Origin of the sequence: Bradyrhizobium sp. Mp27, from assembly GCF_029953005.1 — a bacterium.
Classification (GTDB): Bacteria; Pseudomonadota; Alphaproteobacteria; order Rhizobiales; family Xanthobacteraceae; genus Bradyrhizobium; species Bradyrhizobium barranii.
The window spans coordinates 25,465-40,818 of sequence record NZ_JASAUS010000079.1 but is presented as its reverse complement, the minus strand read 5'-3'; the positions used below and the strand labels follow the sequence as shown (position 1 = coordinate 40,818).

The following is a 15,354-nucleotide window of genomic DNA, read 5'->3' as shown; positions in this document are numbered from 1 at the left end:
GTCAACGCATACAACGACAGAGCCGAGCCCTTCGTCTGGACCAAGAAAAAGGTCCGTCAACGCCGTTTCAAAGGCCGCCGTATCACTCAGCTCTGATTCCGGGTACTAGTTCGGCCGCACCGACATTTCCGGCATCGGCTGGATCAGCGCTTCGCCGAGCAGGCTCTGCTCGGCTTTCGGGATCGAGAAGCGCACCTTGAAGCCGTCCTCGGTCTGAAGCGTGATGATGCGCTGGGTCGTATCGGTCGCCTGCTCGATCGCCCAGGACGCCAGCGGATAGGCGTAGCGCAGGCTCTGGTCGCCGTAGCGGGTCTTCAGCGCCGCCTCGAGCAGCCCGGGCAGCGTCATGATGAGGGCGCCGACCTGGTTGAGCGAGACGCTGACCGCGGCGGGGTTGCCCGCCAGATCCTCGAAGCCCAGCGAGATCGCACCGCCGTCGGACGCCACCTCGCAGGTCGTGAGCTGCCTCACCTTGATTTCCATCGTCAGTCCCGGAACACGGTTCGCTATATTCATAACGATATATCGATATGTCCACCCACGTCCAGCCCTGCTTTTCTGGAATTGATCGAACCGGCCGCCATGGTCGGCCCGGCGAAGTCGTGATATATAGTTCGATATAACGAGGCCCCGAACGGCCCGTTTCTGCAAGGGAGCGCAAAGCCAATGAGTGACTACAATCTTCTCATCGACGGCAAGATGGTGCCCGGCGACCAGACCATGCCGGTTCTCAATCCCGCGACCGAAGAGGTGCTGGCGCAGTGTCCGCGTGCCTCGAAGGCGCAGCTTGATGCCGCCGTCGCCGCGGCGAAGGCCGCCTTCCCGGCCTGGGCCGCGACCCCGATGGCGGAACGCCGCAAGCTCGTGAACAGGATGGCCGACGTCATCGAGGCGAATTCGGGCGAGCTCGCCCACATCCTCACCAGCGAGCAAGGCAAGCCGCTTGGCGACGCCACCGGCGAGGTCCTCGGCATGGCCGCGTTCTTCCGCTACCTCAGCTCGCTCGAACTGCCGATGAAGGTGATCGAGGATTCCGGTGACCGCAAGGTGGAAGCCTATCGCCGCCCGCTCGGCGTCGTCGGCGCCATCATTCCCTGGAACTATCCGCTGCTGATCCTCAGCTTCAAGCTGCCGTCGGCCCTGCTCGCCGGCAACACGCTGGTGGTGAAGCCGGCGCCGACCACGCCGCTCGCGACGCTGCGCTTCGCCGAGCTGATCAAGGATGTCCTGCCGAAGGGCGTTCTCAACTTCATCACCGACGCCAACGATCTCGGCGGCGAGATGACCAAGCATCCCGATATCCGCAAGATCTCCTTCACCGGCTCCTCCGCCACGGGGCAGAAGGTGATGGCGAGCGCGGCGCAGACGCTCAAGCGCATCACGCTGGAGCTCGGCGGCAACGACGCCGGTATCGTGCTCGACGATGTTGACCCGAAGAAGGTCGCTCCCGGCATCTTCGAAGGCGCGTTCCAGAACTCCGGCCAGGTCTGCCTCGCCATCAAGCGACTCTACGTCCACGAGTCCGTCTATGACGAGCTCTGCAACGAGCTGGTCGCGATCGCCAAGAGCACGGTGGTGGACGACGGCGCCAAGCAGGGCACCAAGCTCGGGCCGCTGCAGAACAGGATGCAGTACGAGAAGGTGAAGACGTTCCTCGAAGACGCGCGCAAGAACGGCAAGGTGGTCGCCGGCGGTTCGGCGATGGACCGTCCCGGCTATTTCATCGAGCCGACCATCGTGCGCGACATCCAGGAAGGCTCCAAGCTGGTCGACGAGGAGCAGTTCGGCCCCGTGCTGCCGCTGATCAAGTACTCCGACAAGAACGACGCGATCCGCCGCGCCAACGCCACCACCTACGGCCTCGGCGCGTCGGTCTGGTCGTCCGACATCAAGCGCGCACACGAGGTCGCAACGCAGCTCGAGTCCGGCACGGTCTGGATCAACAAGCACCTCGACATGGCTCCGCACATCCCGTTCGGCGGCGCCAAGCAGTCGGGCATCGGCACCGAATTCGCCGAGGAAGGTCTCGCCGAGTTCACCCAGCTGCAGATCATCAACGGCCCGCCGGCGGCCTGATCGGAAAACCGGGGCCGCGGCGGAAGCGTCGCGGCCCCAATCCTCTGCCGTCAAACGGAGGCGGACCATGTTCGATGCGCAATGCGACCTCGCCGCCCTCGTCTACGAGGCGCATCAGGACCCCGACGCGGTCCTGCGCAGCTTCGCGGCGGATCTGAATGCGCGTGGCTGTCGCGTCGTCGGCATGGTTCAGGCCGGCCAATGCGCGGATTCGAGCCTGTCGGCGGTGCTGCTTCACAGCGGCGAGACGCTTCTGCTCGCGCAGGATTTCGATCCGGCCGCGCGCGGCTGCCGTCTCGATCTCGCGCGGCTGCAAAATGCGGGGATGCGGATCGCGGACGCCCTCTCGCATGGTGCCGATCTCGTCATCATCAATCGCTTCGGCAAGCGCGAGCGCGATGGCAAGGGCCTGTCCCATCTGATCGGACGCGCGCTCGACGCCGACATTCCCCTGGTGATCGCGGTCGGCAAGGACCATTTCGCCGACTGGATCAAGTTCGCCGGCGGCATGAGCGTCAGGCTCGGCTGCGAGCGCAACGCGTTGGAAGCGTGGTGGCAGGGCATCTCCACAAGTAACGCGCGGCTTGACGACGGATCACATCCTACGGTGTGCGAAATTCTGAAGTGAACGATCTGAGCCTGCCGGACTCGCGTACTTCGCCGCCGTGCAGGCAGTAGTTTACCGGAATATGGCCGACGGTCGGGCCTCTGATACGCTCGTGCGGATTAAACCCCCTCACCCCGACATGCCCTGGGTTCCCGAAATGCCGGTCCGTCGGCTAAAACCATCGCGCGTCCTCGGCGTCGAGCGCTTCTCGGATTTCGACGAATTTCGCGCCAACGAGGTGCTCGGTCTCGGCACCAGCACGCCGCTCCGTCCGCGGGAATTCTCGCTGTCTCGCGCCATCCTGCCGCTCCGCGACGGGCTCTTCGTGCTCCAGCGCTCCTTTGCACGGCGGTATGAGGCCGAGATCGGTACGGACAACGGCGTCGGCCTCGTTGTTCCCCTCACCTTTCACTCCATCGCCAATGGCCGCGAGGTCGATAGTTCGATGATCGCCGTCATGCGCGGCAAAGCCCCCGTTCTGATGCTGCGCTTCAACTCGGACATGCGCCATCGCGGCTGGGCGGATTTCGACACCGTCCTCTCCTATGTGCGCACGCAGGACGATCCGATGGCGCGCCTGCGCGCGGCCATCGTGGAGATGTTCTCGCTGGCGTCGGCATGCAACGATCCCCGGCAACTCGAGGCGCTCTACCGCCCGATCCAGGAAACGCTGCTCGCCGGCCTCGACGCCACCCTGCTGCCGGCAGGCGCACGCACCGCCCGCCCCGGTTCATTCGACAAGCACCGCAAGCTGATCGCGCATCTCGACGACGTCGTTGCGCTGTTCGGCAGCAAGCCGCTCTACAGCGACGACCTCGCCGCCGCGCTCGGCGTGTCCGTGCGTACGCTCCAGGTCGCGACGCACGCGGTGCACGGCGTGAGCCTGCACCATTATCTGCGCCTCAAGCGGTTGTGGGCCGTTCGCGTTCAGCTCATGACCGGGGGCGATGGCTTGACCGTCAAGGCCGCCGCGCTCGGCAACGGCTTCTGGCACCTGGGCGACTTCTCAAGGAGCTACAGACTGGTCTTCGGCGAAGCGCCGTCCGAGACGCTGGCGCGCGGACGGCGTCCGTTGCATCTGGCCATCGACGCCTGAGAGAGCGGATCGCCCCTCAGGCGTGACCATTCTCCTTGCGGTGCCCGCTGTCGCTGAGCCGGTCGACCCATGCGATACCGACCGCGGAAATGATGAAGGTCAGGTGGATCAGGACCTGCCACATCACCCCGGACTCGGTGAAATTGCTGCGCGTGGTGCCGAGATTGCCGGCCTCGATGAAGGTCCTGAGCAGCGAGATCGAGGAAATGCCGATGATCGCCATCGCGAGCTTGATCTTCAGCACGCTGGCATTGACGTGGCTCAGCCATTCCGGCTCGTCCGGATGGCCGTTCAGGTTCAGGCGCGAGACGAAGGTCTCGTAGCCGCCGACGATCACCATCACCAGCAGGTTCGAGATCATGACGACGTCGATCAGTCCGAGCACGACCAGCATGATCTGCTGCTCGCTGGCGTCGAACGAGTGCGCGACCAGGTGCCAGAGCTCTTTCAGGAACAGGAGCACATAGACGCCCTGCGCGACGATGAGGCCGACATAGAGCGGCACCTGCAGCCAGCGCGAGCCGAAGATGAGTTGGGCGAACGGGCCGATTTTCGGTCGCGGCCCGGCGTGCGCCGAAGGTGCTTTGCGTTCAGACGTCATGGATCACTCCGGATTGCAGGCAGGAATTGTCGCCTCAGAGACTCGCGATGACCGGCGCGAGCTCGAGCGAACCGCGATAGATCATCTCGAAGGCGACGTAAACGATGATGGCGAGACCGACATAGGCGATCCAGCGCTGCTTCTGCAACACCCGGCCGAGTAGATCGGCGGCGACGCCCATCATCGCGACCGACAGCAACAGTCCGAACGCGAGGATGTAGGGATGCTCGCGCGCGGCACCTGCGACCGCGAGCACGTTGTCGAGCGACATCGAGACGTCGGCGGCGACGATCTGCAACGCCGCCTGCCCGAAGGTCTTGCGCGGCACCGCTACGCTGCCCGCGCTGCCGCCATGGCTTAACGAGAGCTCGGTGTGCGCGGACTGCTCGCGCAGCTCGCGCCACATCTTCCAGCACACCCACAGCAGCAGCACGCCGCCGGCGAGCAGCAGGCCGATCACCTGCAGGAGCTGGGTCGCGACGCCGGCGAAGACGATACGCAAGGCTGTCGCGGCGACGATGCCGACGACAATGGCGCGGCGGCGCTGCTCGGCCGGCAGGCCGGCGGCGGCAAGGCCGATGACGACGGCATTGTCGCCGGCGAGCACGAGGTCGATCAGGATGACCTGGAGCAGCGCGGTCAGCGCGTCGGCGGTGATGAATTCAGTCATGATTGATCATTTTCGATGCAGACGGATCGAGCCATTGCGGCTTCTTCCGCTCGACCCAATCCAGGACCTTGGAGCGCGAGGCGCGCAACGCCGGGACGTCTTCGGCGAGCAGTGCGAGGCCGAGCGGCAGCATCCAGACTCCGAGCACCGGCAGGAAGGAGAGCACGCCGCCAACGATGAGCAGCGCGCCCGACGGGATCCTCACCCAGCGGCTGGACGGTTTCAGCAGATAGGCGACGGTATCGCCCATGCGCGGCGGCAGGCGGCGGACGAGCTTGTCGAGACGCGGGTCGCCACCGGCCATCTGGCCGGTGGTGACCAGGTTCCCTGTCGTACGCTCGTCCGATGCTGTGCTCATGCTCACTCCTGCGTGGCGGCGCGCCGTTCAGTGCCTGCGCTGCCCGGCGCCACCGGCTTTGCGCGCGGCAGCACCAGCGTCAGCAGGCGCAACAGCTTGATCGCCTGCACCTCATGGGGATCCACGTCCTCGTCCGCAGCCGCGACGCGCTCCGACAATTCCATCAAATGGGCCGACAGCGGCAGGTCCGAGACCGGACGCAACGTGTCGATCACCACATTGGCAAAGTCGGGCTCCTCGAGTCGTTCCGCCAGTTCGTCGAATATCGCAAACAGCCGGTCGTCGCTCATGTGCGGCGCCAGTCCGCGATCCCTGATGAAGCGGATCACCTCGTCGCGCTCGACCGGCGAAACGCGCCGATCGGCGACGGCGACGAGCGCACCGGCAATGACCAACGCGACCGCGGCCTGCTCGTTCAGCCTGGACGGTTCCGTGATCTCGATTTCGATCGGATTGGAAGTGGCGGCGTCAGACATCGTAGCTCCCTTACGTTGCGAAATGACCGCGCGGAGCTGCGATGGGGACGATTGGTCGGAGAGAACTCGAGAAGGCCCGACGATCGGCCGATCCATCGCATTCGCGCGGGACAGGTCATCCGACATCGCGAGGTTTTGCCGACAACGTCAGCGTCCTCGCCAGAGGGGCCCGGATTCTTGTTCGCTCCAGACATAAAGATGGGTGGGCCGGAATCAAGGCGAACGGAGTGCGACCAGCCGCCGCATCGGGTTCCGTGTTGCTGAATGTGGCTAAGCAGCTGTGCGGGCTACGCGCCTGCGATTATCCTCGCTGTCATCGCCCGCGCAGGCGGGCGATCCAGTACTCCGAGACGTCCGTGGTTCATCGAGAAGCCGCGGCGTACTGGATTCCCCGCCTTCGCGGGGAATGACAGCGGAGTGTGGAGCGCGCAACTCACCTCACGACCTCCACCAGATGCGCGCGCGACGGCGCCGGATCGAACCTCTCACCGAAATATTGCGTCTCCTGCGCCACCAGTCCTTCGCGAAATTCCATGATGCTGACGACATAGGACGGCACCCCGTCATAGGTCAGCACGAACTCGCTCACCCAGAGATCGCCGCCGCCGACGATCCGGCGGACCGTGAAGCGCTTCTTGTTGGGCTGCACGAACCGGCTTTCCTGAATCGTCCTGCGGCCCCGGATGCGCTCACCGGACTGCGGATAGTCGAGCACGGCGTCCTCGCGATAGATGTCATGCTCAGCCTCGAAATCATTCGCGTCCGACGCAGCCCAATGGCGCTGAAGGGCCGCCAGTATCGCCTGATCATCCATCGCGCTCTCCCGTCTTGCGGTGTCTGCTCCCCAGATCGGGGCGCAGACAGCCGGCGACAAGACGGGCTAGCAACGTCTAACAACGACTAACGGGCCAAAAATCCGACAAGGATGCAGATTGGCATTGCAGCGACCTGGAATCCGCCAGAGCCGCGCCTGTCACGCCGGGGAACCCCCATGACCCGCTTGCTCTCCCTCAATGTCGGCCTGCCACGCGACATCGCGTGGCAAGGCAGGACCGTGCATACCGGAATCTGGAAGGCACCCGTCAGTGGTCCGCGCAGGGTGCGCCGGCTCAACATCGACGGCGATGGCCAGGGCGATACCGCCGGTCATGGCGGCGAGCAGCGCGCTGTCTACGTCTACCAGCAGGACTCCTATCAATATTGGCAGGAGCATCTCGGTCGAGCGAACCTCGTCCACGGTCAATTCGGCGAGAATTTTACCGTCGAGGGCCTCGCCGACAAGGACGTCCGCATCGGAGACCGTTACAAGATCGGCACTGCGCTGTTCGAGGTGACGCAGCCGCGCGTCACCTGCTACCGGCTGGGCATTCGCATGGAGGAGCCGGACATGGCCGCGCTGCTCGTCAGGCACGGCCGGCCCGGCTTCTATTTTCGTGTAATCGAGGAAGGCGACGTCGAGGCCGGCGACGAGATCGTCCGGGTCGCTGATGGCCCCGAACACATGAGCGTGTCCGAGATCAATGCGCTGCTCTATCTGCCCCCTCACCCGCGCGACCGCCTGGAGCGCGCGCTGAAAATTCCGGCGCTGAGTGGCGGCTGGCGTCATTCCTTCGAGGCGCTGCTCGAGCAGCACCGCAAGGACACGGCGGCGGGAAACGCCGGGCTCGGCCCGGCGTCGAGCCCGCCTCCGGCCTGGCGCGGCTTCCGGCCGTTTCGCGTCGCGCGCAAGATCGCCGAGAGCGGCAACGTGACGTCGCTGATCCTCGAACCCACGGACGGACATCCCGTCGCCGCCGCCTTGCCCGGGCAGTTCGTCATCGTGCGGCTCGGCGCCTCCACGGCACCGGCGATGACGCGCAGCTATTCGCTGTCCAGCTGCTCCGATGCCGCGTCCTGGCGCATCAGCATCAAGCGGGAAACCCACGGCGCGGCGAGCCAATATGTCGCCGACGAGGTCAAGATTGGTGACGCCGTGCAGATCGGCGCGCCACGCGGAAGTTTCACGCTGCGGCAATATCCACGGCCCGTCGTCTTGCTGAGTGCCGGCATCGGCGTGACGCCGGTGCTTGCGATGCTGCACGCGCTCGCTGCGGAAGCATCGACGCGAGAGGTCTGGTGGCTGCACGGCGCTCGCAACGGTCGCGAACATGCGTTCGCCGCCGAGGTGCGCGGGCTGTTGGCTGGGCTGGCCCACCATCACAGCCATGTCTGCTACAGCGCGCCCGACCCGGGCGATCGTCTCGACGTGGATTTCGACTCGATCGGACATCTGGACCTCCGGGTGCTTCAAACCCTCGGCGTCCCATCGGACGGCGATTTCTATCTGTGCGGGCCGGCACCGTTCATGACCGATCTCTCGCGCGGGCTTACCGCATTCGGTGTCGCACCGGATCGCGTTCACACCGAGATGTTCGGCGCCGGACCGCCCCTGACACCCGGCATAGCGGCCTCCCCACAGACGCGGGCGCATTTGCCGGCCGGCACAACCGGCCCGGGCCCGATGGTCTCGTTCGCCCGCAGCGGCCTCAATGTCTGCTGGGGACCGTCATATGCCAGCCTGCTCGAGCTGGCCGAAGCCTGCGACGTTCCCGTGCGCTGGTCGTGCCGCACTGGGGTCTGCCACAACTGCGAGAGCGGGCTCGTGGCCGGATCTGTCAGCTACGCGCCGGACCCACTCGACGCACCCGCGGACGGCAATGTCCTGATCTGCTGTTCAAGGCCCCAGGGCGACGTCGTGATCGATCTGTGAGTGTCGGCACCCACGCCGGACATGCGAGAGTTCGAAGACATGGGAGAGTTCAATGCGACCTGACATGATGCCGGGAGTAACCTTCCCCGATTACGAGCTCAGGGACCACACCGGCAAGCACCGAAAGCTCTCCGAGCTGCAGGGTGGCGATCCGATGGTGCTCGTTCTCGGCCGCGGCGGCTTCTGCCCGAAGGATCGCCGCCAGGCCGAAGGCCTGCTGCAACTCCATCGCGAGATGGAGGTCGGCTATTGCCGGCTGGTCACGATCACCACCGACAACATCACCCAGACCAGCGAATATCGCAGCGGCGTCGGGGCGCACTGGCCTTTCCTGTCGGATTCGCGGCGGATCGTTCAGAAGGATCTCGACATCGCCGAATACACCGATCCCGTCCACAATCCGATGATCCCGCACGTCATCGTGCTGGAGCCCGGCCTGCGCGTTCACAAGATCTATAACGGCTACTGGTTCTTCGGACGCCCGACCGTCGAAGAGCTGCGCCAGGATCTCCGGGCCGTCAGCATGAATTGCCGTCCGGACTGGGACATCACCGCGCCTGGGCTGAAGGCCCTCTGGGATCAGGGCCACAAGGAGCATTTTTACCCCTACGGCAAGGCTTACGTCGAAACTCTCGGCGAACGGGATTAGAACCACATTCCGGCATCATCCGTTCGGACGAATGCCGAGCCAGGAATGTGGATGATCCAGATGAAGACGACTCCCGGCGATCGCGCCGGCCGCATGGGTGCGCGCCAGATCTACGAAGCCCTGAGGGATCAAATTCTGACGCCGGTCTACGGCATCGACGGCCTGCTGCCGTCGTCGCGGGCGCTTGCCGGCGAGATGGGCGTGGCGCGCTCGACCGTGACCGTCGCCTATGAGCAGCTCGCTGCCGAAGGTTTCATCGAGACTCGCCATGGCGCGCGGCCGCGCGTTGCCCGCGCCGTCGTCGAACGCGGACGCGCGCGCGCCGCATCGCGACCCTCGGCGCGCAAGCCGCTTCTGTCGGCCTTCGGCGAGCGGCTGCGGTCGGACCCGCCGCGCTGGAACGAGCCGCCGCGGGGGCTCATCGCCAACTTCCGCTATGGCGAGCTCTCGCCGTCGGATTTCCCGGTGCTGGCATGGAAGAAGGCCGTGACGGCGGCGATGGCGCGCAAGCCCGAGCGGCTGGCCTATGACGACCCCTGCGGCGCGCTGCGGCTGCGGACCGCGCTTCAGGGCTATCTGTGGCGATCGCGAAGCGTCCGCTGCGAGGTCGATCAGATCGTTGTCGTGAACGGCTCGCAGCAGGGCCTCGACATCTGCGCGCGCCTCCTGCTCGACGCCGGCGACCGCTTCGTGATGGAGGATCCCGGCTACCAGATGGCGCGGCACACGCTCGCGGCGACGGGCGCCGAAACGGTGCCGATCCCCGTTGACGCGGACGGACTGGAGACAGCGCGGCTCGACGGCATCGAGGCCCGGCTCGCCTATGTGACGCCGTCGCATCAATATCCGCTCGGCGGCGTCATGCCGATCGGACGCCGGCACCAATTGCTTGCCTGGGCACGCAAGCACGACGCCTACGTGATCGAGGATGACTACGACAGCGAGTATCGCTACGACACCAAGCCGATCCCGCCGCTGCATGCGCTGGAGGGCAGCGACAACGTGATCTATCTCGGCACCGTCTCCAAGACGCTCTCCCCGACCTTACGGATCGGCTACCTGGTCGTGCCCGCCGGGCTGCGATCCCTGTTCGCCGCCGCCAAGCAGATCATGGACCGGCACACGCCGCTGATCGAACAGCACGCGCTCGCTTCGATGCTCGAAAGCGGCGCCTATGACAGCCACGTCAGGCGCGTGCGCCGGCGCAACGCCGAGCGCCAGCAGGCACTGATCGGCGCGTTGCGCCGCCGGTTCGGAGATCGTGTCCGGATCGAGGGCACGGCTGCGGGCCTGCACGTGGTGGCGTGGCTCGACGATCTGCCGCAGAAGCACGAGGACGCATTGATCCGGGCGGCGCGCGCGAAAGGCGTCGGCATCTATCCCGTCTCGGCGTTGTTGGTCGGCCCAATCCGGACGCCGAGCCGGACGCGGAAGACCGTCGGTCTCGTCATGGGCTATTCGGCGCTGGAGATCGCGCAGATCGAGAGAGGCTGCAAGCTCCTCGCCCAGGCCGCCGCCGAACTGGACTGATCAATTCACGTGAAACTGGCCGTTTCGTACAGGCCAGATTCCGGCTATCTCCGCATCGAGAACGGAGACACGCCATGTACATCCCGCCCGCCTTCAAGGACGAAGACATCGAGAGCATCCGCGCGACCATCCGCGGTGCGCGCCTCGCCAGCCTGGTGACGGCCACCGCCGAGGGCCCGGTCGCCACGCCCCTGCCGCTCTTCCTCGACGAGAGCGAAGGCGAGCACGGCGTGCTCTATGGGCATGTCGCCAGGGCCAACCCGCAATGGAAGCTGCCGCCGATCGGCGATGCGCTCGCCATCTTCAACGGCCCCGACGCCTATGTGACGCCGTCCTGGTACGCGACCAAGCAGGAGACCGGCAAGGTGGTGCCGACCTGGAATTACGTCACCGTGCATGCCTACGGCCCGGTCGAATTCTTCCAGGAGCCGGAGCGCCTGCTCGACGCCGTGACGCGGCTGACCAACAGGCACGAAGGCGCGCGCGCCAAGCCGTGGGTCGTCAGCGATGCCCCCGCCGATTTCATCGCCGCGCAGTTGCGAGGGATCGTCGGCGTGCGCATTCCCGTGGTGCGGTTCGAGGGCAAGCGCAAGATGAGCCAGAACCGCCCTGAAGCTGATCGGGTCGGCGTCGCGCAAGGGCTTGCGGCAAGCGTGGACGCGCATGATCGCGAGGTCGCGGCGCTGATCCCGCTGCCAACCTGAGTCAGCTTGCGCAGGAATGCGCGACGACGCGCTCGCCCCTCACAACGGCTTCCGCCAGTTTGCGCCCGACGTCACCGAAATCTGATAGGGCAAGATAGCCTTGCGCGTAGGCTTCCTGGGTCAGGCGTTCGAAGCGCTTGTCGTCTCCGGTCGACCATTGCTTGGTGATGTAGTCTGCCCCGGCTTTCCCGAAAATCTTGGGGTAGTGTTCCATGTCGTTCTGACGTCGATAATAGTAGTAGTCGATATGGGCGACGAATTGCTTCCGCCCCTCTCCCACGCAACGCGATCCATAAGGGCGCTCGAACGCCAGAGCGGTCTCGCGGCGTAAGCCTGCGCGACCGTTCACGAAGATCTCTTCGTTGGAGCCATAACCCGGACCATCGACCGGTGCTGCTGGTTGCTGGGCTGTCTTCTGCGGAGCGAATGCCCAGGCGGCGACCTGCCAGATGACAAGCGCCCAGACGATGAACCAGGCGCGGCTCATTTGAAGCTCGCCGACGCCTGCTGCCGTGGCAGGCATACCGGAGACGGATCAAACAACATACCAGGCCCGCTGAACCAGAGAACGACGTCGCGGATATCCTCCGGGAAGTCTTCCTTGACGATGCCCTTTTGTTTGAACGCCTCGGCCAGTTGCGCCTTGACGCGAACGTCCAGCGGCGTGGAATACGCGGCGTTCGCCCGATCGCGCTTCTCTTCACTGCAGAACATGCCCATTCTCGGATTTGGGCATTCGTAGATCTTCACCCAGCCCCGCGCATAGGCCTCCGTAGCTGCCCTCAGGTTCGCCTTCATGGTGTCGTCGCACGGCGACATCGCGTAAGCGGTGCTTGCCTGCAATGCGTCCATCCGCAGTGCGTCTTGCTTAGGGTCCTTGTCGCTTTGCAGGGTGTGCTCCGCTTCCCAATCCTTCCGCTGCTTGGCCTTTGAATGCTCATCGCCGAACGAGGAACTGAGCGTGGGCCTCAATTCACCGACCGGCGAAACGTGCGACACCGGAAATCCGCGCATCGCCCAGGAGACGCCCACGAACGTGGAGACGAACGCCATGCAGGTGAAAAGAACAAATCGGCTCATGATGCGCACTCAAAATTCGCGCGCAACCTAACCGTGTCGGCGTTAAGAGATGTATTAATGCGCTGGTTCCCGCAATGCAGGGTAAATGAACGTCTAAAACACGCCGCAGAAATGATCCGGACTTTGCAGAACACATCGCCGGGAACCCAACACAGGCGATCTTGTTGGTGAACCTTACGCCACATCCTCACAGGAAGGCCGCATGTGCCGCTGGATCGCATACCGGGGCGAGACGACCTCGTTCGAACCTTATGTCACCGAGCCCGAGCATTCGCTGATCGCGCAAAGCATCCGCTCGCTGCAGTCGACGGCCGGCTCGAACGGCGACGGCTTTGGACTCGGCTGGTATGGCGAGCATCCGGAACCCGGCCTTTACCGCGAGACCCGTCCGGCCTGGTCCGACGAAAACCTGCGCTACCTCTGCCGCCATCTGCGCTCGCATCTGTTCTTCGCCCATGTGCGTGCCGCTACCGGCACGGCGGTGACGCGGCAGAATTGTCATCCGTTCGCCTGCGGCCAGTGGATGTTCATGCACAACGGCTTCGTCGGCAGCTGGAATCGCCTGCGGCGCAGGATCGAGGCGCTGATCCCCGATGCCTACTATCCCTCGCGGCTGGGCACGACCGATTCGGAAGCCGTGTTCCTCGCCATGATGGGCGCGGGTCTCGACGGCGATCCACTTGGCGCAACGCGAGCCGTGCTGCAATCGCTGGTCGGCCTGGTCAACGAGGGCGAGCTTCGTGAGCGCCTGCGCTTCACCAGCGCGATCGCAAACGGCCGGGATCTCTATGCATTTCGCGTCGCGGCCAACGATGCCGCCAACACGCTCTATTATCGCGAGGCCGGCGGCGGCCAGGTCGTCGTCGTGTCCGAGCCATTCGATAAGGAAACGGACTGGACGGAAGTTCCCCCGAACCACGCGCTGGTCGCGCGTGCGTCCGAAACCGTGAAGATTGTTCCGTTCGACCTTGCAATTTCCGGTGAGGCCGACGCGGAACCGGCCCGCGTCAGGCGGATTATTGCCCGCAGGTAGTACCACTGCCGGGTGGCCCTATGACATTTGCTTCAGACGTTTTGAAACTGCTGCGCCTCGATTCCTCCGATGACAGGCAGCACCTCGTCATCCGCGCTGCCGGCGGACGGGGCAAGGCGGCTGAATATTCCTTCGGCATCGAGGAGGAATACTTCCTCGCCGATCGCCGCAGCCTCGAGGTCGCGATCGAAACCCCCAATGCGCTGTTCGAGTCAGTGAACTGGTCCACCGGCGGCCAGGCGATGCGGGAGATGCTGCAATCCCAGCTCGAGGTTGCCACCAACGTTCACGTCGATGTCAATGACGCCCGGGAAGAGCTGCGATTCCTCCGCCGCGAGGTCGCCAACGTCGCCGCGCAATACGGCTTCGTCATCATGGCCTGCGGCACGCATCCGACCGCGGTCTGGCGCATGTCGCAGCCGAGTCCGAAGCCGCGCTACGAGGAGATGATCGAGGATCTGCGCAGCATCGGTCACCGCAACATGATGTGCGGCATGCATGTGCACGTCCAGCTGCCCGATCCCGAGAAGCGGATGGCGGTGATGCGGGCGATGCTGCCGCATCTGCCGCTGTTCATCGCGCTGTCGGCCTCCTCCCCGTTCTGGAATTCCCACAAGACCGGGCTGAAGGGCTACCGGCTTGCCGCCTATTCCGAGCTGCCGCGCACCGGCTTGCCCGAACTGTTCGAAACCAGGCACGACTACGACGAATATGTCGGCGCGCTGCAACGCTCCGGCGTGATTCCCGACCAGAGCCATATCTGGTGGGCGATGCGGCCGTCCATGAGGCATCCGACCCTCGAGCTTCGCGCGCCCGACACCTGCACCTTCATCGACGACGCCGTTGCCATCGCCTCGCTCTATCGCTGCCTGACGCGCCATCTTTATCTGCGGCCGCATCGGTCGAAGGAGGTCACGGTGGTCGAGCGCGCGATTGCGGTCGAGAACAAATGGCGGGCCCAGCGCTACGGCACCGATTGCATCTTTGCCTCGAAGGACGGGCCGGTCACCATCTCGGAGCTGCTCGCCCGAATCATCGACGACGTCGCCGGGGACGCAGCCGCGCTGAACTGCGCCGCCGAGGTCGAGCACTGCCGGACCATCGTGGAGCGTGGCAGCTCGGCGGAATTCCAGCTTCGCGCCTATCGCGAGAATGCGGAGGACATCGGAGCGGTCTCGCGCTGGATCGCAGCCTCGACGATCTCGGGCGCGAGCGCGCCGATCGGAAGCGTTCGTGCGCCTTCATAGCGCCCGCACAAGCTTGGCGAACGACAATGTCGCTCCTGAATTCGGTGATCGTGGAGGAACGCGTGAATCGCGTCACGTCTTGCGCTGGCTGCGGCCACGGACTTGTACCGCTGCTTTCGGCCAAGGGCCGCGCGGAGCTCAGCTGCCTCTGGTGCGAAGGCATCGACGCGCGAACGGTGGACATGGCGAAGTGGGCGGACAGCCCGATCGGCAAGCCCGAGCGGATCACCCGTCAATCGTTCGAATGAGCGGTTTCGCATGCCCGGCCGCCGGCCTTTGCTGATCGACGCAACCTGCGCGGCTGCACGCCCGCGCCGGGGCTTGCCGACAAATTAGACAAACCGCACCCCGTCGTCGGGGGTGCGGGCTCGGCGATGAGGCCCAGGCAAGCCAGCCTGACGTGCCGCCTAACCTCAGGTGCAATCTCGATTTTTCATCGCGCCGCGCGGGGCCGCAGAGCCCGCGCATCGTGCTGCAT

Annotated in this window: 18 protein-coding genes; 10 read left to right on the top strand and 8 right to left on the bottom strand. The window is 65.0% G+C overall.

The genetic code is table 11. The annotated features are described in order from the left end of the window. Window positions 1-105: 105 nt before the first annotated feature. Window positions 106-483 (bottom strand): hypothetical protein, encoded by a 378-nt coding sequence (locus QJT78_RS31185; RefSeq protein WP_028146722.1) that lies wholly within the window; start codon window positions 481-483, stop codon window positions 106-108. A gap of 183 nt (window positions 484-666) precedes the next feature. Between QJT78_RS31185 and QJT78_RS31180 the strand changes: the two genes are divergently transcribed. The 3 genes from QJT78_RS31180 to QJT78_RS31170 all read left to right on the top strand — a co-directional run bounded on the left by QJT78_RS31180 (window position 667) and on the right by QJT78_RS31170 (window position 3,779). Beyond that, a complete protein-coding gene (locus QJT78_RS31180; RefSeq protein WP_028146723.1) occupies window positions 667-2,076 on the top strand; it encodes an aldehyde dehydrogenase family protein in 1,410 nt (469 codons plus the stop codon). 67 nt (window positions 2,077-2,143) lie between these two features. Beyond that, window positions 2,144-2,704, top strand: a complete 561-nt coding sequence (locus QJT78_RS31175) for a DUF2478 domain-containing protein (RefSeq protein WP_028146724.1) — start codon at window positions 2,144-2,146, stop codon at window positions 2,702-2,704. 91 nt (window positions 2,705-2,795) lie between these two features. Next, a complete protein-coding gene (locus QJT78_RS31170) occupies window positions 2,796-3,779 on the top strand; it encodes a helix-turn-helix domain-containing protein (RefSeq protein WP_240537839.1) in 984 nt (327 codons plus the stop codon). 16 nt (window positions 3,780-3,795) lie between these two features. Here QJT78_RS31170 and QJT78_RS31165 read toward each other — a convergent pair whose 3' ends face one another. From QJT78_RS31165 to QJT78_RS31145, 5 genes are all read right to left on the bottom strand, one after another. Further along, on the bottom strand, window positions 3,796-4,380 hold the full coding sequence (locus tag QJT78_RS31165; RefSeq protein ID WP_028146726.1) for a TIGR00645 family protein: 585 nt from the start codon (window positions 4,378-4,380) through the stop codon (window positions 3,796-3,798). 34 nt (window positions 4,381-4,414) lie between these two features. Continuing rightward, window positions 4,415-5,050, bottom strand: a complete 636-nt coding sequence (locus tag QJT78_RS31160; protein WP_028146727.1) for a TerC family protein — start codon at window positions 5,048-5,050, stop codon at window positions 4,415-4,417. Next, a complete protein-coding gene (locus QJT78_RS31155) occupies window positions 5,043-5,408 on the bottom strand; it encodes a hypothetical protein (protein ID WP_038945584.1) in 366 nt (121 codons plus the stop codon). The genes QJT78_RS31160 and QJT78_RS31155 overlap by 8 nt, the downstream gene beginning before the upstream one ends. 2 nt (window positions 5,409-5,410) lie before the next feature. Further along, complete coding sequence (locus QJT78_RS31150) at window positions 5,411-5,884, bottom strand: TerB family tellurite resistance protein (RefSeq protein ID WP_038952588.1); 474 nt, start codon at window positions 5,882-5,884, stop codon at window positions 5,411-5,413. 433 nt (window positions 5,885-6,317) lie between these two features. Next, a complete protein-coding gene (locus QJT78_RS31145) occupies window positions 6,318-6,698 on the bottom strand; it encodes a nuclear transport factor 2 family protein (RefSeq protein WP_028146730.1) in 381 nt (126 codons plus the stop codon). A gap of 177 nt (window positions 6,699-6,875) precedes the next feature. Here QJT78_RS31145 and QJT78_RS31140 point away from each other — a divergent pair, with 177 nt between their 5' ends. The 4 genes from QJT78_RS31140 to QJT78_RS31125 all read left to right on the top strand — a co-directional run bounded on the left by QJT78_RS31140 (window position 6,876) and on the right by QJT78_RS31125 (window position 11,516). After that, on the top strand, window positions 6,876-8,633 hold the full coding sequence (locus QJT78_RS31140) for an MOSC and FAD-binding oxidoreductase domain-containing protein (RefSeq protein ID WP_038943845.1): 1,758 nt from the start codon (window positions 6,876-6,878) through the stop codon (window positions 8,631-8,633). Window positions 8,634-8,685: 52 nt separating this feature from the next. Then, the gene (locus QJT78_RS31135; RefSeq protein ID WP_038943846.1) at window positions 8,686-9,282 is read left to right on the top strand and encodes a redoxin domain-containing protein; all 597 of its coding nucleotides are present in this window, start codon (window positions 8,686-8,688) and stop codon (window positions 9,280-9,282) included. Window positions 9,283-9,333: 51 nt separating this feature from the next. Then, a complete protein-coding gene (locus QJT78_RS31130) occupies window positions 9,334-10,812 on the top strand; it encodes a PLP-dependent aminotransferase family protein (protein ID WP_028146733.1) in 1,479 nt (492 codons plus the stop codon). A gap of 74 nt (window positions 10,813-10,886) precedes the next feature. Beyond that, window positions 10,887-11,516: an FMN-binding negative transcriptional regulator gene (locus QJT78_RS31125; RefSeq protein WP_028146734.1), complete on the top strand. Its 630-nt coding sequence runs from the start codon at window positions 10,887-10,889 to the stop codon at window positions 11,514-11,516. A gap of 1 nt (window position 11,517) precedes the next feature. On the opposite strand, the gene QJT78_RS31120 is transcribed toward QJT78_RS31125, so the two are convergent. Both QJT78_RS31120 and QJT78_RS31115 read right to left on the bottom strand, forming a co-directional pair. Then, window positions 11,518-12,003 (bottom strand): hypothetical protein, encoded by a 486-nt coding sequence (locus QJT78_RS31120; protein ID WP_028146735.1) that lies wholly within the window; start codon window positions 12,001-12,003, stop codon window positions 11,518-11,520. Continuing rightward, on the bottom strand, window positions 12,000-12,596 hold the full coding sequence (locus tag QJT78_RS31115) for a hypothetical protein (RefSeq protein ID WP_240537639.1): 597 nt from the start codon (window positions 12,594-12,596) through the stop codon (window positions 12,000-12,002). The genes QJT78_RS31120 and QJT78_RS31115 overlap by 4 nt, the downstream gene beginning before the upstream one ends. Window positions 12,597-12,798: 202 nt before the next feature. On the opposite strand from QJT78_RS31115, the gene QJT78_RS31110 reads away from it, so the two are divergent. From QJT78_RS31110 to QJT78_RS31100, 3 genes are read left to right on the top strand one after another with little or no spacing between them, the layout of a single operon-like run. Beyond that, a complete protein-coding gene (locus tag QJT78_RS31110; RefSeq protein ID WP_028146737.1) occupies window positions 12,799-13,629 on the top strand; it encodes a class II glutamine amidotransferase in 831 nt (276 codons plus the stop codon). A gap of 20 nt (window positions 13,630-13,649) precedes the next feature. Further along, window positions 13,650-14,876: a carboxylate-amine ligase gene (locus QJT78_RS31105; protein ID WP_038943847.1), complete on the top strand. Its 1,227-nt coding sequence runs from the start codon at window positions 13,650-13,652 to the stop codon at window positions 14,874-14,876. Between the two features lie 26 nt (window positions 14,877-14,902). Continuing rightward, the gene (locus tag QJT78_RS31100; protein ID WP_240537640.1) at window positions 14,903-15,124 is read left to right on the top strand and encodes a hypothetical protein; all 222 of its coding nucleotides are present in this window, start codon (window positions 14,903-14,905) and stop codon (window positions 15,122-15,124) included. Window positions 15,125-15,354 lie beyond the last annotated feature (230 nt).

What these genes read in the sequence shown, in the direction of transcription:
- QJT78_RS31185 (WP_028146722.1), bottom strand. Translation starts at nt 483, where the DNA reads ATGGAAATCAAGGTGAGGCAGCTCACGACCTGCGAGGTGGCGTCCGAC.
- QJT78_RS31180 (WP_028146723.1), top strand. Translation starts at nt 667, where the DNA reads ATGAGTGACTACAATCTTCTCATCGACGGCAAGATGGTGCCCGGCGAC.
- QJT78_RS31175 (WP_028146724.1), top strand. Translation starts at nt 2,144, where the DNA reads ATGTTCGATGCGCAATGCGACCTCGCCGCCCTCGTCTACGAGGCGCAT.
- QJT78_RS31165 (WP_028146726.1), bottom strand. Translation starts at nt 4,380, where the DNA reads ATGACGTCTGAACGCAAAGCACCTTCGGCGCACGCCGGGCCGCGACCG.
- QJT78_RS31160 (WP_028146727.1), bottom strand. Translation starts at nt 5,050, where the DNA reads ATGACTGAATTCATCACCGCCGACGCGCTGACCGCGCTGCTCCAGGTC.
- QJT78_RS31155 (WP_038945584.1), bottom strand. Translation starts at nt 5,408, where the DNA reads ATGAGCACAGCATCGGACGAGCGTACGACAGGGAACCTGGTCACCACC.
- QJT78_RS31150 (WP_038952588.1), bottom strand. Translation starts at nt 5,884, where the DNA reads ATGTCTGACGCCGCCACTTCCAATCCGATCGAAATCGAGATCACGGAA.
- QJT78_RS31145 (WP_028146730.1), bottom strand. Translation starts at nt 6,698, where the DNA reads ATGGATGATCAGGCGATACTGGCGGCCCTTCAGCGCCATTGGGCTGCG.
- QJT78_RS31140 (WP_038943845.1), top strand. Translation starts at nt 6,876, where the DNA reads ATGACCCGCTTGCTCTCCCTCAATGTCGGCCTGCCACGCGACATCGCG.
- QJT78_RS31135 (WP_038943846.1), top strand. Translation starts at nt 8,686, where the DNA reads ATGCGACCTGACATGATGCCGGGAGTAACCTTCCCCGATTACGAGCTC.
- QJT78_RS31130 (WP_028146733.1), top strand. Translation starts at nt 9,334, where the DNA reads ATGATCCAGATGAAGACGACTCCCGGCGATCGCGCCGGCCGCATGGGT.
- QJT78_RS31125 (WP_028146734.1), top strand. Translation starts at nt 10,887, where the DNA reads ATGTACATCCCGCCCGCCTTCAAGGACGAAGACATCGAGAGCATCCGC.
- QJT78_RS31120 (WP_028146735.1), bottom strand. Translation starts at nt 12,003, where the DNA reads ATGAGCCGCGCCTGGTTCATCGTCTGGGCGCTTGTCATCTGGCAGGTC.
- QJT78_RS31115 (WP_240537639.1), bottom strand. Translation starts at nt 12,596, where the DNA reads ATGAGCCGATTTGTTCTTTTCACCTGCATGGCGTTCGTCTCCACGTTC.
- QJT78_RS31110 (WP_028146737.1), top strand. Translation starts at nt 12,799, where the DNA reads ATGTGCCGCTGGATCGCATACCGGGGCGAGACGACCTCGTTCGAACCT.
- QJT78_RS31105 (WP_038943847.1), top strand. Translation starts at nt 13,650, where the DNA reads ATGACATTTGCTTCAGACGTTTTGAAACTGCTGCGCCTCGATTCCTCC.
- QJT78_RS31100 (WP_240537640.1), top strand. Translation starts at nt 14,903, where the DNA reads ATGTCGCTCCTGAATTCGGTGATCGTGGAGGAACGCGTGAATCGCGTC.